Raw genomic sequence first — 14,093 nt, forward strand, 5'->3', positions numbered from 1 at the left:
TCAATCGGCTTCGCGCGGTTCTTCATATTTCTATAAGCGCCCATATAAGGGCGTCGCATTGCCATTCATACGGAATTACTACGCGATTCCTCCGCATATTGACGCGTTCATGACACGCGGAAGCGCATGCGGCACACGACCGCGTCGGTGCGGCGGCGCAGGGCGCGGGCCAGGACGGCGCCGCGCTGGTTCTGCAGCATGCGCTGCCAGGCGTGCTCGGGCTCGACCTCGGCGATGAGCACGAACACGTGCGCGGCGGGCATGCCCTTGAGGAACGTCAGCAGCGGCGTGTCCAGCCGCCGGTGGGCGTCGAAGAGCTGGACCAGCTCGACACCCGGGTCCCAGCGGTCCCATTCCTCCACGAAGCGCCGGGCCTGGGCCTCGTCCTCCGGGTGGGTGATGTTCACGGCGATCACCCGGTCGCCCAGCGACAGCGCGGCGGCCAACGCGTCGCGGGTGAGCTGGGTGACCGCGTGCACGGGCACCACCACGAGCGAACGGCGGGGCCGCGGCGGCTCCGGCGTCGCGCCCAGCCCCAGGCGGGCGCCGATGCGGCCGTAGGCCCTGTTCACCCACTCCATGGCGGCCACCATGAGCGGCAGCGCGACGACGATGAGCCAGCCGCCTTCGGTGAACTTCGACGCCGACACCACCACCGCCGCGATGGCGGTCAGCAGCGCGCCGAAGCCGTTCAGCGCCGCCCGCCACCGCCAGCCCAACGGCCTGTCGACCACCCAGTGACGGACCATCCCGGCCTGCGACAGCGTGAAGCCGACGAACACCCCGATCGCGAACAGCGGCACCAGCAGGTTCATCTCGCCGCGGGCCACCACGAGCAGCAGGGCCGAGGTGACAGTGAGGAAGGCGATGCCGTACCTGTGGACCTGGCGGTCGGCGCGCAGGGCGAAGAAGTGCGGCAGGTTGTTGTCGTTGGCCAGCAGTTGGGCCAGCACGGGCAGGCCGCCGAAGGAGGTGTTGGCCGCCAGCGCGAGCAGCACCACCGTGGAGAACTGCACCAGGTAGAACAGCCACCCGTCGCCCAGCGAGGCCTGCGTGACCTGCGCGAGCACGGTCACACCGTCGACGGGGACGATCGCGAACTTCTCGATCAGGACGGCGATGCCGATGAGCATCACCGCCAGCAGCGCGCCGAGGGCGACCTCGGCGTTCTGGGCCCGCCGTACCCGGGGCTTCTTGAAGGAGGGAACGGCGTTGGCGATGGCCTCCACGCCGGTCAGCGAGGCGCAGCCGTTGGCGAAGGCCTTGAGCAGCAGCAGCACGCCGACCGTCTGCAGGCTGTGCGCCTGGTGGTGCACGTCCATGGCGGGCTCGCTGCGGAGCAGCCCGACCACGACGACCAGCAGGATCGCGATCACGTAGATCACGGTCGGGGCGATGAAGGCGCGGGCGCTGTGCGCGATGCCTTGCAGGTTGATGGCCGTCACCAGCGCCAGCACGCCCAGGCACAGCCAGACCGTGTACGGCAGCAGCGCGGGGAAGGCGGAGGTGAGCGCCGCGACGCCGGCGGCCACGGACACCGCCACGTTGAGCACGTAGTCGACGACCAGCGACGCCCCGGCCACCAGGCCGGCCCGCCGGCCCAGGTAGGTCTTGGCCACGCCGTACGCGCCGCCGCCCTCGGGGAAGGCCGCGATCACCTGACGGTAGGACAGGGTCAGTACGGCGAGCAGCACCGCGATCGTGATCGTGACGGGGATCGTGAACCCGAGCCCCGCACCGCCCGCCAGGGCGAGCACCAGCACGATCGCCTCGGGGCCGTATGCCACCGAGGCCATGGCGTCCAGCGACAGGGCCGCGAGGCCCCCGATCACCGAGAGCCGGTGCTTGTCGCCGAGATCGGCGGGCTCCTTCGTGGCGGTCAGAGTTGACATGCCCCTAATCGTGGCAATCGTTGCGACGACCTCTGCCCATCCATACGGATTCCTGACGCCCTATCCCGCCAAAAAATATGCGATATGTACGCAGGCACGCCCAGGCGTCAACATTCCGCCGCTCTGGCGTCCAGATCGCGTAGTGATTCTGCTATTTCGGGAGAAGCGGCCCTAGCGTCCCTTCTCGTACGCATTTCCCAGGAGGAGCCTTCCGATGCCAGAGCCCCGATTGTTCGTCCCCGTCCGCATGGGCGCCTACGGCTCGTCGCTGCGGCTGTTCCGCACCGCGTCGGGCAAGCGGACGGCCGTCGCCTTCTCCTCCCCCGTGCGGCTGGCCAAGGTGCTCGGCACACGTCAGCAGTGGGTCCAGCTCACCGAACCCGCCCTCCGCGACATGCTCACCGACCTGGACGTCATCGGCATCGTCATCGACCCCGCGGGCACCATGTCCCGCATCACCCGCGGAGCCGCCTGACGCACCCCTGGTCCCCTTCGACCCGGCGGGCGTGTGTCCCGACCGGCCACCGTGGTCGGGACGTGGGTCTCTAGTCGACGCCGAACTCCATCGCGGCGGAGTCGAGGAGCTCCTCGTCGGGGATCTCGCCGCGCGAGGCGATCGCCTCGGCGCCGCCCGCGGACAACGCGCCGATCAGGCCTGTCGCGGCGGCCTGCGCCGGGCCGACCAGCGTCGGGCTCGGGCTGCCGATCATGCCGATGCCCGCGTACTGCTCGAGCTTGGCGCGGGAGTCGGCGATGTCCAGGTTGCGCATGGTCAGCTGGCCGATGCGGTCGACGGGACCGAAGGCGGAGTCCTCCGTGCGCTCCATGGACAGCTTGTCCGGGTGGTAGCTGAACGCCGGCCCGGTGGTGTCCAGGATCGAGTAGTCCTCGCCGCGCCGCAGCCGCAGCGTCACCTCGCCGGTGACCGCCATCCCGACCCAGCGCTGCAGCGACTCGCGCAGCATCAGCGCCTGCGGGTCGAGCCAGCGGCCCTCGTACAGCAGCCGGCCGAGCCGCCGCCCCTCGATGTGGTAGCTGGCCAGGGTGTCCTCGTTGTGGATCGCGTTGACCAGCCGCTCGTAGGCCGCGTGCAGCAGCGCCATGCCCGGCGCCTCGTAGATGCCGCGGCTCTTGGCCTCGATGATCCGGTTCTCGATCTGGTCGGACATGCCCATGCCATGCCTGCCGCCGATGGCGTTGGCCTCCAGCACCAGGTCCACGGCCGAGGCGAACTCCTTGCCGTTGATCGTCACAGGCCGGCCGTGCTCGAAGCCGATCGTGACGTCCTCGGGCGCGATCTCGACGGCGGGATCCCAGAACCGCACGCCCATGATCGGATCGACGATCTCGATGCCCGTGTCCAGGTGCTCCAGCCGCTTGGCCTCGTGCGTCGCGCCCCAGATGTTCGCGTCGGTGGAATAGGCCTTCTCCGTGCTGTCGCGGTACGGCAGGCCGCGGGCGATCAGCCACTCCGACATCTCGGTGCGCCCGCCGAGCTCGGTGACGAAGTCGGCGTCCAGCCACGGCTTGTAGATGCGCAGCGACGGGTTGGCGAGCAGGCCGTACCGGTAGAACCGCTCGATGTCGTTGCCCTTGAAGGTGGAGCCGTCACCCCAGATCTGCACGCCGTCCTCGAGCATCGCCCGGACCAGCAGGGTGCCGGTGACGGCCCGCCCGAGCGGGGTGGTGTTGAAGTAGGTGCGGCCGCCGGAGCGGATGTGGAACGCGCCGCAGGCCAGCGCCGCCAGCCCCTCCTCCACCAGCGCCGCCCGGCAGTCGACCAGGCGCGCGACCTCGGCGCCGTAGGCGGTGGCGCGGTCGGGCACGGAGGCGATGTCAGGCTCGTCGTACTGGCCGATCTCGGCGGTGTAGGTGCACGGCACAGCACCCTTCTCGCGCATCCACGCGACAGCTACCGAGGTGTCGAGGCCGCCGGAGAAGGCGATGCCGACACGTTCGCCGACAGGCAGGGAGGTGAGCACCTTAGACATGAGCAGAAGTATGCAGACTAATGCATGGCCATGCAAGACCGTCTCACCCCTCAAACACCTCCTTCCACAAAACCCCTGCTCAGAGCCCCGACCCCCAAGCAAGATCACCCCGTCGAAGATTCAGTCCGAACCCAGAGTGACCGCCTGGCAGGCACGGAGCAGTCCGGGATTCGTGTGAGCCGGCCCGTCGTCGCGATCACGTCCGCGTTGATCGCGATTTCGTCAATCAGCGCGCTCGTCATCGCACTCTCGGTGAACCAGGCCGACGCGCTCGCCGCGGCGGCCTTGGCCTTGGCGATTCTCACGATCCTGATTGAGCCCGCCACCGATTACCCGAGCGATGCGGGCGCCATCACGCTTTCCGAGAAGGGGGTGGCGATGGGACGGCTCCTCACCGCCCGCGGCGATGCGCCCCAAACCGGGACACACAGGGGTCAGGTGGTGACGGGCTTCCAGTGCCAGGTGTTGCTGGAGTATCGGACGCACTTGTAGCGCTTGGTGTGGGCGGCGGCGCGCATGGAATATCCATAGGCGTTGTACTGGGATTTGGCGCAGAAGGCGCCGGGCGAGATGCAGTCCCAGTGGTTCTTGTGCTGGTAGTAGTACCTGCCCGAGGGTTGTTTCTGCCTGCACCAGTCGGCAGAGGTCGCGTGCGAATGAGAGGCGGCAGCCGCGGGGGTGCCGGGGGCTAACAGCAACGTCGCTACGGCAAGCGCCGCGATGATCCGCACGGATGTGACATTAGTCGTTCTTGTTCATATTTGAAATGGTCTCCGGGGTTGGTCAGGGGGGTGAAGCGGTAGCCCTGAATCGGGATGGTGCCCGCAGCGCTCTGTATCCCATACCAATGCAACCGCAGGTCAGAGGCAGGTTCGCTGGATTTCCACGATTGCTGGAAGCGACCCTCTCAGCCAGGCGTCTACGCCACGCGCGTACTGCCAGTGCCATTGGCAACTACTCGGTGGTACCGTATAGTGGTACTCGGTGGCACCGAGTACCGGGAGATGGAAGAGGACCCACCATGGACGGCCTGACGGAGATGCTGAAGGGCACACTCGAGGGCTGCGTGCTCGAAATCCTCGGCAACGAGGAGACCTACGGGTATGCCATCACGCGTCGGCTGAACGAACTCGGCTTCGCCGACGTCATCGAGGGGACGGTTTACACCATCCTGCTGCGGCTGGAGAAGAACGGGCTCGTCCAGGTGACGAAACGACCGTCCGGGCTGGGCCCGCCGCGCAAGTTCTACGCGCTCAACGACGCGGGGCGCGAAGAACTCGCGACGTTCTGGGCGAAATGGGCGTACATCACATCACGCATCGACAAGCTCAAGGAGGGCGGGAAATGAACTTCTGGGAGACCATGACAGGCAGCGATCTCACCAGGGAATGGAAGGCGTTCGAAGCCCGGGCCGCGGCATTGCCGGCCGACTACAGGGCGGCATGGGAAGAGATCAAGGGTCATCTCTTTCTCTACGGGGACTTCTCTGGCCGCAACCTGATGCCGATTCTCGACGGTGCTCTGGGGCTGCTCGAAGAGACAGCGGCCGAGGGGCAGAGCATTCGCGAGGTGCTGGGTGACGACATCGGGGGCTTCTGCGCGGCGCTGGCCGGCGGACAAGGGGCCCGGACCTTTCGCGACCGGTGGCGCGAGCAGTTGAACAGGAACGTCGCAAGGAAATTGGGCCGGCTAGGAGGCTGACGTGGGCATCCAGGACATCATCGAGGGCAAGAAGCAGTGGCGGGCGCACCTGGCGCGGGTCAAGGCGCTCCCGCCGGACTACCAGATCGTCTACAAGGAGATTCAGCGGTACTTCTTCAAGGTCGGGCCGGTCGGGCTGACTGACGGGTCCCTGCTCTCCGATCTCGTCGATTTCTTCGAGGAGGGCGTCGCGGCCGGCAAGGGAGTCCTGGAACTCATCGGCAACGACGTCGCTGCCTTCTGCGACGACCTGATCAAGGACTCGCGCACCTACGCGGACCTCTACCAGGAGTCCATCAGCGGGGAACCCGGCACAGCCGGGAAGTAACACCCGCCGACCCTGGACCGCTTGATCGGCGCATGCACGGTGTTCCAGCGCCTCGATGATCTGATTCAAGCCCGTGCGGTAGTGGTCGGCGTCTCGGTCGGTGCCTCCAGCGCGGCCTCGGTCGACTTCACATTTGAACGCTAGCCCGCTCGTCGGCGCGGCCCGGTCGATGTCTCCACCGGCAGCGGCGAGCTCCGCGTCCACGCGATCTGCACTTGCGGTGTCATCAATGAACTCCGGCGGATCCTCCGAACCGGCGACCTGCCGGGTGAACTCGCCCAGCGGCGACATCGCGTCGTCGACCGTGCTCACGGCGCGCTCACCCCGGCTCGACGTGAACGCCATGTGAACGCGATGGCGGGCAACGTGCGAAACGAGCTGGGCACCGCCGACGGCCCCGGAAAAGGCCGAGCAGATCGTCAAGGCGCGCACACACCAACACCGGTGACGGCGACTCCGACGACTGGACGAACCCGCAAGCCAACGAACACAGAGACGAGGAACCATGACCAATGCGAAGTGGACCGGCATGATGCCGGTCGACGACACGGCGCTGGCCGTGACCGACACCGGCGGCCCCGGTATCCCTGTGGTCTACCTCAACGGCGCCTATGCCGACCAGTCACACTGGCGGCGCGTCATCGCCGACCTGGGCAGCGACTACCGGCACATCACCTACGACGAGCGCGCTCGCGGCAAATCGAAGCGCTCGGCGGACTACTCGTTCGAGGCGTGCATCCGTGACCTCGATGCCATCCTCAAGGCGAGGGGTGTGGACCGGCCGATCCTGGTGGGCTGGTCCTACGGTGGGGTGCTGGGGTGGCACTGGGCAGACCGGAATCCGGACCGCGTCGCCGGCCTGGTCACGGTCGACGCTTTTCCGGTCGGTCTCACCGGCGAGGCCGGCGCGGAGCGGATCCGGAAGCTGTTCCGCCGTATGCGGTTGTTCTTTCCGATCGCCGCCCGGCTTGGCCTGGCCGCGCGGATGAGCGCTGAGCAGCACGCCGACGTCAACATCGAACTCAACGAGATCTCCGCCGCCAGCGTGCCGGTCCTCGAACGCCTGACCTGCCCGGTGCGGTTCGTCCTGGCCACGGGTGACAGCCTCGGGAGCCAGGAAGGGGAGATGGAACAGGGACGGGCCGTGCTCGATCCTGTGCTCGCCCGCAACCCGAACGTCAAGATCAGCGCGAAGGTCGCGAGCAACCACAGCAAGATCCTGCGCAACGACTCCCCCGCCGTCGCCCAGGCCGTACGCGAGCTCGCCGCCACCCAGGACACACGGTCGGCCAAGCCGTGACAGACGGCATCATCGGCCATGCGAGCTCACCCGCGCTACGCGCGTCCGACGCGGACCGCGACCGGATCATCGAACTGCTGCACGCCGCCGTCGCCGACGGCCGGCTCGACCCGGTCGAGTTCGACGAGCGGCTGGACGCGGCGCTGGCCGCCCGCACCATCGACGCGCTAACCCCGCTCACCGTCGATTTGATCACGGTTCCAGGCAGCGACGGCGCACTCACGCTGCCGTTCGCTGGGACGCCGGCCGAGCCGGCCGCCGACCTGCTCACCATCAAGGAGCGGCACGGCTCGGTGCGCCGTGGCGGCCGGTGGACGCTTCCGCACCGGCTGGCGCTGCGCACCGCGTGGTGCGACGTGATGCTGGACCTGACCAGCGCGGTGCGCAGCGCGCCCGAGCTGGTCATCGAGCTGCGGGTGTCCGGCGGCAACGTGGAGCTGGTCCTCGCGCCGGGCATGGTGGTGGATGCCAACGAACTGTCGGTACGGCACAGCCAGCTGGCAATCAGCAGGGACTCGGGCGACAACACGCCGCAGACGCTGTACGTCCGCTTGGTAGGCCGAATGCGGCACGGCCTGCTCACCACCCGGTGGCAGGCGCCGCGCCAGTGACGCGGCAAGGCCCGGATACCGCGCGATCCGCTCTCCTCGGCGGCATGATCACCGCTACCGCCAATTTCTGCACCCATCCTCCTCGGGGGCGGTCAGGGGGTGAAGCGGTAGCCCATGCCGGGTTCGGTGATGAGGTGGGTGGGGTGGGCGGGGTCGGGTTCGAGTTTGCGGCGTAGCTGGGTCATGTACTGGCGCAGGTAGTGGGTTTCCTTGAGGTACTTCTCGCCCCAGACCTGGGTGAGCAGGTAGCGCTGGCTGACGAGTTTGCCGGGGTTGCGCAGGAGGATCTCGAGGATGTGCCATTCGGTGGGCGTCAGGCGGATCCCGTTGGAGATGGTCTTGCTCGTCAGGTCCACGCGGTGCTCGCCGATCTGGATGCTCGCCAGCTCCGCCGCCTGGATGGCTACCCGGCGGGTCACGGCCCGGACCCTGGCCAGCAGTTCGTCGATGCCGAAGGGCTTGGTGACGTAGTCGTCGGCACCGGCGTCCAGGGCCTCGATCTTGTCCTGGTTGCCGGCCCGGCCCGACAGCACGATGATCGGGATCTGCGACCAGCCGCGCAGGCCGTGGATGACGTCCACGCCGCCGATGTCGGGCAGGCCGAGGTCCAGGATGACCAGGTCGGGAGGGTTGTCGGCCGCCTGGCGCAGCGCCGCGCCGCCGTCGGCCGCGGTGTCCACCTCGTAGTGGCGGGCAGTCAGATTGATGCGCAGCGCCCGCAGGATCTGCGGCTCGTCGTCGACGATGAGCACGCGGGTCACCTGACGGCCGCCCTCGACGAGATGGGCATGGAAAGGATCATGGTCAGGCCTCCCCCAGGGGTCTCTTCAGGAACGAGGGTGCCGCCCATGGCCTCGGTGAGCCCGCGGGACAGCGCCAGGCCGAGGCCGACACCCGAGTGGTTGTCGCGGTCGCCGAGCCGCTGGAAGGGCAGGAAGATCCGCTCGTGGTCGGAGGGCGGGATGCCGGGCCCGCGGTCCATGACGCGGATCTCCACCTGGTCGCCGTGCCAGCTGGCGGTGATGAGCACCTTCTCGCCGGGCGGGCTGTAGCGCACGGCGTTGGTCATGAGGTTGACCAGCACCCGTTCGAGCAGCGTGGGGTCGCCGACGATCTCCGGCAGCTCGATCGAGATGTCGCCGTCGACGCGGTCGCGCAGCGGTCCGAGGTCGTCGACGGCGCGCGGCACGATGTCCTCGAGCGCGACCGGCTCCAGCGAGACACCCAGGACCCCGGCCTGCAGGCGGCTCATGTCGAGCAGGTTGGCCACCAGGCGGTCGAGCCGGACCAGCGACTCGTCGGCCGTGGCGAGCAGCTCCGCGCGGTCTTCGTCCGACCAGTCGATCTCGGTGCTGCGCAGCGACTCCACGGCGGCCTTGGCGGAGGCGAGCGGGGTGCGCAGGTCGTGGCTGACGGCGGCCAGCAGCGCGGTGCGCATCGCGTCCGCCTCGGCCAGCGGTTTGGCCCTGGAGGCCTCCTCGCGCAGCCGCTCCTGCCGCAGCGCCACCGCGGCCTCCGCCGCGAACGCCTCCAGCACCCTGCGGTCCTCGGCGTCCAGGAGCCGCCCGCTGGCGGCCAGCACCAGGTCGTCATCCACGATGACGTCGGTGTCGGCCTGCGACGGGCTGGTGCACGGAGTGCCGCCCGCGGTGGCCAGGATGCGCCAGGATTCCGGCTGCGACCGGTCGTCGGGCCCCGGCGGGCCGATGCGCTCGAGCAGCGTCACCGACGTCAGGCCGAACGTCTCGCGCATCCTGGCCAGCAGCGACGGCACCGCCGCATCCCCGCGCAGCACGTGCCCGGCCAGCGTCGACAGCACCTCGGCGTCCGCGCCGGCGCTCGCGGCCTCCCTGGTACGGCGGGCCGCGATGTCGACGATCGTGGACACCGCCGCCGCGACGACCACGAAGACGATCAGGGCGAACAGGTTCTCCGGATCGGCGATCGTGAACTCCCCGACCGGCGGCGTGAAGTACCAGTTCAGCAGCAGCGACCCGCCGACGGCCGCCGTGATGGCCGGCCACATGCCGCCGACCAGCGCGACGCCGACGGTCATGAGCAGGAAGAACAGGATCTCGCTCGGCAGCGACAGGTCATCGCGGAACGGGATCAGCCCGGCGGTCAGCGCGGGCATGCCGAGCAGCGCCATCGCCCACCCGATCGACCGCCGCTTCCTGGTGAGCGCGGCGCGCGAGTGCTGCGAGCGCCTGCGCCCCCGTTTGGCCTCCTCGTGCGTGATCATGTGCACGTCGATCGACCCCGACAGCGCGGTGGTCTCCACCCCGACGCCACGCGAGAAGACCTGCGCGAAACGCCCCCGCCGCGAGGCGCCGAGCACCAGCTGGGTGGCGTTCACCCCGCGCGCGAAGTCGAGCAGCGCCCGCGGGATGTCGTCCCCCACGACCTGGTGATACGTGCCGCCCATCGACTCCACCAGCGCCCGCTGGTGCGCCAGGTTCGCCGGGTCGCCGCCCGACAGGCCGTCGGCGTGGGTGACGTGCACGGCCAGCAGGTCGGCGCCCTTGCTGCGGGCGGCGATGCGCGCGGCCCGCCGTACCAGAGTGTCGCCCTCGGGGCCGCCGGTCAGCGCGACCACCACCCGCTCGCGGGCCTCCCACGTGCCCTCGATGCCGTGGTCGGCGCGGTAACGGTCCAGCTGCTCGTCCACCTTGCCCGCGACCCACAGCAGAGCCAGCTCCCGCAGCGCGGTCAGGTTCCCGACCCGGAAGTAGTTGGCCAGGGCGGCATCGACCTTCTCCGGCATGTAGATGTTGCCGTGGGCCATGCGGCGGCGCAGCGCCTCGGGGGACATGTCGACCAGCTCGACCTGGTCGGCCCGCCGTACCACCTCATCGGGTACGGTCTCCCGCTGCGGGATGCCGGTGATCTGCTCGACGACGTCGTTGACCGACTCCAGGTGCTGGATGTTGACCGTGGAGATGACGTCGATCCCGGCGTCCAGGATCTCGTCGATGTCCTGCCACCGCTTGGTGTTGCGGGAGCCGGGCACGTTGGTGTGCGCCAGCTCGTCGATGAGCGCGACCTTGGGAGCCCGCTCGATGACCGCGTCGACGTCGAGCTCGGTGAAGGTGGCCCCCCGGTAGACCAGGGTCTTGCGGGGGATCACCTCCATCCCGTCGAGCAGGTCGGCGGTGCGGGCGCGGCCGTGGGTCTCGACGAAACCCACGACCACGTCCCTGCCGCGTTCGCAGGCCCGGCGACCCTCGCCGAGCATGGCGAAGGTCTTGCCGACCCCGGGGGCCGCCCCGAGGTAGACCCGCAGGCGGCCCCTGGTCATGAGGCCTTGTCCAGCGCCAGGTTGAGCTCGAGGACGTTGACCGCGGGCTCGCCCATGAAGCCGAGCGAGCGGCTGACGGTGTTGTCCTGGATGAGCTGCTTGACCTTGGCCAGGTCCATCTTGCGCTCGGTGGCCACCCGCTTGGCCTGCAGCTCGGCGTAGGCCACCGAGATGTGCGGGTCGAGCCCGGAACCGCTGGCCGTCACCGCGTCGGCGGGTACGGCGGGCGTCCCGGCGTCGCCCCTGACGGGTACGGTGCGACCGGCGGAGTAGTCCTCATCCGGCTTGCCGCACTCGACCTTGACGCCCTGGTACTCGGCGATGAACGGCTGGGCGGGGCAGGCCTGGTTGACGCTGACCACCCTGGTGACCTTGCCCGTGAAGGGGAAGACCTTCAGCACCGCGCCGACAGCGTCCGGCGTGCAGAACGGGCGGGCGCCGCTGACGCCCTCCAGCTCGCCGACCGCCTTGGAGCGGGCGCAGACCTGGGTGAGCAGCGACTGCTTACCCTCGTCGGGCTTGCCCTCGTCGTCCTTCTTGCCGGGCACCGGCAGCATGTCCACGATGTCCTCGGGCCCCAGGTTGCTGGCGCTGGTCGAGGTCGGGTCGTAGCCGTCACCGGCCGCCGACGGGCGGGACTGGAAGTAGGTCTTGACGGGATTGCCGTCCTTGTCGGTGAAGAGCTGGCCGATGACCGCGCTGCCGACGTCCTTGCCGTCCTTCTGCACGATCGAGCCGTTGGCCTTGCCGTTGAACACGGCCTGCGCGACCCCGGTGGTGACCAGCGGGTAGATCAGGCCCAGCAGCACGGTCAGGACGACGACCGCCCTGATCGCGGCCAGGTGCTGGCGGATCCAGCTTGGCATGCGTTCCATTTATGACATCCCCGGAAGGAACTGGATGACCAGGTCGATGAGCTTGATGCCGATGAACGGCGCGATGATGCCGCCGAGGCCGTACAGGTAGAGGTTGCAGCTGAGCAGCTTGGAGGCGCTGGACGGCTTGTAGCGGACGCCGCGCAGCGACAGCGGGATCAGCGCGACGATGACGATCGCGTTGAAGATGACGGCGGCCAGGATCGCCGACTGCGGGCTGTGCAGGCGCATGATGTTCAGCGCGTCCAGGCCCGGGTACACCGCCGCGAACATCGCGGGAATGATCGCGAAGTACTTGGCGATGTCGTTGGCGATCGAGAAGGTGGTCAGCGCCCCTCGGGTGATGAGCAGCTGCTTGCCGATCTCGACGATCTCGATGAGCTTGGTCGGGTTGGAGTCCAGGTCGACCATGTTGCCCGCCTCCTTGGCGGCGGACGTGCCGGTGTTCATCGCCACGCCCACGTCGGCCTGGGCCAGCGCGGGAGCGTCGTTGGTGCCGTCACCGGTCATGGCGACCAGGCGGCCGCCCTCCTGCTCCTTCCTGATCAGCGCGAGCTTGTCCTCGGGCGTGGCCTCGGCCAGGAAGTCGTCGACTCCCGCCTCGTCGGCGATGGCCTTGGCGGTCAGCGGGTTGTCACCCGTGATCATGACGGTGCGGATGCCCATCCGGCGCATCTCGTCGAAGCGCTCCCGCATGCCCTCCTTGACGACGTCCTTGAGGTGGATGACGCCGAGGACCTTGGTCTTCTCGGCCACCACCAGCGGGGTGCCGCCGGAGGCCGAGATGCCGTCCACGATGTGGCCGACCTGCTCGGTGGGGTGTCCGCCGTTGTCGCGGACCCACTTCATCACCGCGGTCGCGGCGCCCTTGCGGATCTGGCTCCCGTCCACGTCCACACCCGACATACGGGTCTGGGCGGTGAAGGGAATCCAGTGGGCGTTGTGCACATCGCGTTCCCGCAGGCCGTACCGTTGTTTGGCGAAGATCACGATGGACCTGCCCTCGGGCGTCTCGTCGGCCAGCGACGACAGCTGCGCCGCCTCGGCGAGCTCCTGCTCGCTCACCCCTTCGACGGGGACGAACTCGCCGGCCTGCCGGTTGCCCAGCGTGATGGTGCCGGTCTTGTCCAGCAGCAGTGTGGAGACGTCACCCGCAGCCTCGACGGCGCGGCCGGACATGGCCAGCACGTTGCGCTGGACCAGGCGGTCCATGCCCGCGATGCCGATCGCCGACAGCAGCGCGCCGATCGTGGTCGGGATGAGGCAGACCAGCAGCGAGACCAGCACCACGCCGGTGACGCCGTTGCCGTTCAGCGCGAGCGAGTCGGCCACGCCCGGGTTGATCTGCTTGGAGTAGATCGCCAGCGGCTGCATCGTGACCGTGGCGACCAGGAAGATGATCGTCAGGGCTGCGAGCAGGATGTTCAGCGCGATCTCGTTGGGCGTCTTCTGCCGGTTGGCGCCCTCGACGAGGGCGATCATCCGGTCGATGAACGACTCGCCGGGCTTCTGCGTGATCTTGACGACGATCCTGTCCGACAGCACCTTCGTGCCGCCGGTCACCGCGGACCTGTCGCCGCCGGACTCACGGATGACCGGGGCGGACTCGCCGGTGATGGCCGACTCGTCCACGCTCGCGATGCCCTCGATCACGTCGCCGTCACCCGGGATGATCTCCCCGGCCTCGACGACCACGACGTCGCCCTGCTTGAGCTCGGGCGCGGGGACGACCTCGCCGGACCGCAGGCGCGCCATTGTGTCGGTCTTGGCCTTGCGCAGCGTGGCCGCCTGGGCCTTGCCGCGCCCTTCGGCGACGGCCTCGGCCAGGTTGGCGAACACCACGGTCAGCCACAGCCACACCACGATGGCCCAGCCGAAGAACGACGGCTCGGCGATCGCCAGCACGGTGGTGAACACCGCGCCGATCTCGACGATGAACATGACGGGGTTGCGCCACAGCGTCCCGGGGTTCAGCTTCCTGAGCGCGTCGGGCAGCGAGGTGATCAGCTGTTTCGGATCCAGCAGACCGCCGCCGACCCGCCCGTTCTTCTGCGGCGCGGGAGCCTTGCCCGGCGCTTCCAGCACTGGGGTTGACAT

Annotated in this window: 13 protein-coding genes; 7 read left to right on the plus strand and 6 right to left on the minus strand. The window is 68.8% G+C overall.

The features are described from left to right. Positions 1 to 107 precede the first annotated feature (107 nt). Positions 108 to 1,892, minus strand: coding sequence for an APC family permease (locus tag KIK09_RS25545; RefSeq protein ID WP_214321873.1), 1,785 nt, complete (start codon positions 1,890 to 1,892; stop codon positions 108 to 110). Between the two features lie 214 nt (positions 1,893 to 2,106). Between KIK09_RS25545 and KIK09_RS25550 the strand changes: the two genes are divergently transcribed. Continuing rightward, positions 2,107 to 2,367, plus strand: coding sequence for an SAV_915 family protein (locus KIK09_RS25550; RefSeq protein ID WP_214321874.1), 261 nt, complete (start codon positions 2,107 to 2,109; stop codon positions 2,365 to 2,367). A gap of 70 nt (positions 2,368 to 2,437) precedes the next feature. Here KIK09_RS25550 and argG read toward each other — a convergent pair whose 3' ends face one another. Further along, positions 2,438 to 3,883 carry an argininosuccinate synthase gene (gene argG, locus KIK09_RS25555; protein WP_214321875.1) on the minus strand — a complete coding sequence of 482 codons (1,446 nt, stop codon included), beginning with the start codon at positions 3,881 to 3,883 and terminating at the stop codon, positions 2,438 to 2,440. Positions 3,884 to 4,057: 174 nt separating this feature from the next. Between argG and KIK09_RS25560 the strand changes: the two genes are divergently transcribed. The 6 genes from KIK09_RS25560 (at position 4,058) to KIK09_RS25585 (ending at position 7,823) form a co-directional block, all read left to right on the plus strand. Further along, complete coding sequence (locus KIK09_RS25560) at positions 4,058 to 4,375, plus strand: hypothetical protein (RefSeq protein WP_214321876.1); 318 nt, start codon at positions 4,058 to 4,060, stop codon at positions 4,373 to 4,375. A gap of 529 nt (positions 4,376 to 4,904) precedes the next feature. Next, the gene (locus KIK09_RS25565; protein WP_214321877.1) at positions 4,905 to 5,231 is read left to right on the plus strand and encodes a PadR family transcriptional regulator; all 327 of its coding nucleotides are present in this window, start codon (positions 4,905 to 4,907) and stop codon (positions 5,229 to 5,231) included. Continuing rightward, positions 5,228 to 5,584, plus strand: coding sequence for a DUF1048 domain-containing protein (locus KIK09_RS25570; RefSeq protein ID WP_214321878.1), 357 nt, complete (start codon positions 5,228 to 5,230; stop codon positions 5,582 to 5,584). The genes KIK09_RS25565 and KIK09_RS25570 overlap by 4 nt, the downstream gene beginning before the upstream one ends. 1 nt (position 5,585) lies before the next feature. After that, positions 5,586 to 5,912, plus strand: a complete 327-nt coding sequence (locus KIK09_RS25575) for a DUF1048 domain-containing protein (protein ID WP_214321879.1) — start codon at positions 5,586 to 5,588, stop codon at positions 5,910 to 5,912. Between the two features lie 505 nt (positions 5,913 to 6,417). Continuing rightward, complete coding sequence (locus tag KIK09_RS25580) at positions 6,418 to 7,212, plus strand: alpha/beta fold hydrolase (RefSeq protein ID WP_250573765.1); 795 nt, start codon at positions 6,418 to 6,420, stop codon at positions 7,210 to 7,212. Beyond that, positions 7,209 to 7,823 (plus strand): DUF1707 SHOCT-like domain-containing protein, encoded by a 615-nt coding sequence (locus tag KIK09_RS25585; RefSeq protein WP_308164279.1) that lies wholly within the window; start codon positions 7,209 to 7,211, stop codon positions 7,821 to 7,823. Before KIK09_RS25580 ends, KIK09_RS25585 begins: the two co-directional genes overlap by 4 nt. A 92-nt stretch (positions 7,824 to 7,915) precedes the next feature. On the opposite strand, the gene KIK09_RS25590 is transcribed toward KIK09_RS25585, so the two are convergent. Genes KIK09_RS25590 through kdpB form a run of 4 tightly spaced genes read right to left on the minus strand, consistent with a single transcriptional unit; the run spans position 7,916 to position 14,093 of the window. After that, on the minus strand, positions 7,916 to 8,584 hold the full coding sequence (locus KIK09_RS25590; RefSeq protein ID WP_214321880.1) for a response regulator: 669 nt from the start codon (positions 8,582 to 8,584) through the stop codon (positions 7,916 to 7,918). Further along, positions 8,581 to 11,121, minus strand: a complete 2,541-nt coding sequence (locus KIK09_RS25595; RefSeq protein ID WP_214321881.1) for a DUF4118 domain-containing protein — start codon at positions 11,119 to 11,121, stop codon at positions 8,581 to 8,583. Before KIK09_RS25595 ends, KIK09_RS25590 begins: the two co-directional genes overlap by 4 nt. Beyond that, complete coding sequence (locus KIK09_RS25600) at positions 11,118 to 11,996, minus strand: potassium-transporting ATPase subunit C (protein WP_214321882.1); 879 nt, start codon at positions 11,994 to 11,996, stop codon at positions 11,118 to 11,120. Before KIK09_RS25600 ends, KIK09_RS25595 begins: the two co-directional genes overlap by 4 nt. Further along, a complete protein-coding gene (kdpB, locus tag KIK09_RS25605; RefSeq protein WP_214321883.1) occupies positions 11,997 to 14,093 on the minus strand; it encodes a potassium-transporting ATPase subunit KdpB in 2,097 nt (698 codons plus the stop codon).

The sequence above is a fragment of the Nonomuraea sediminis genome (assembly GCF_018531495.1).
GTDB classification, from domain to species: domain Bacteria; phylum Actinomycetota; class Actinomycetes; order Streptosporangiales; family Streptosporangiaceae; genus Nonomuraea; species Nonomuraea sediminis.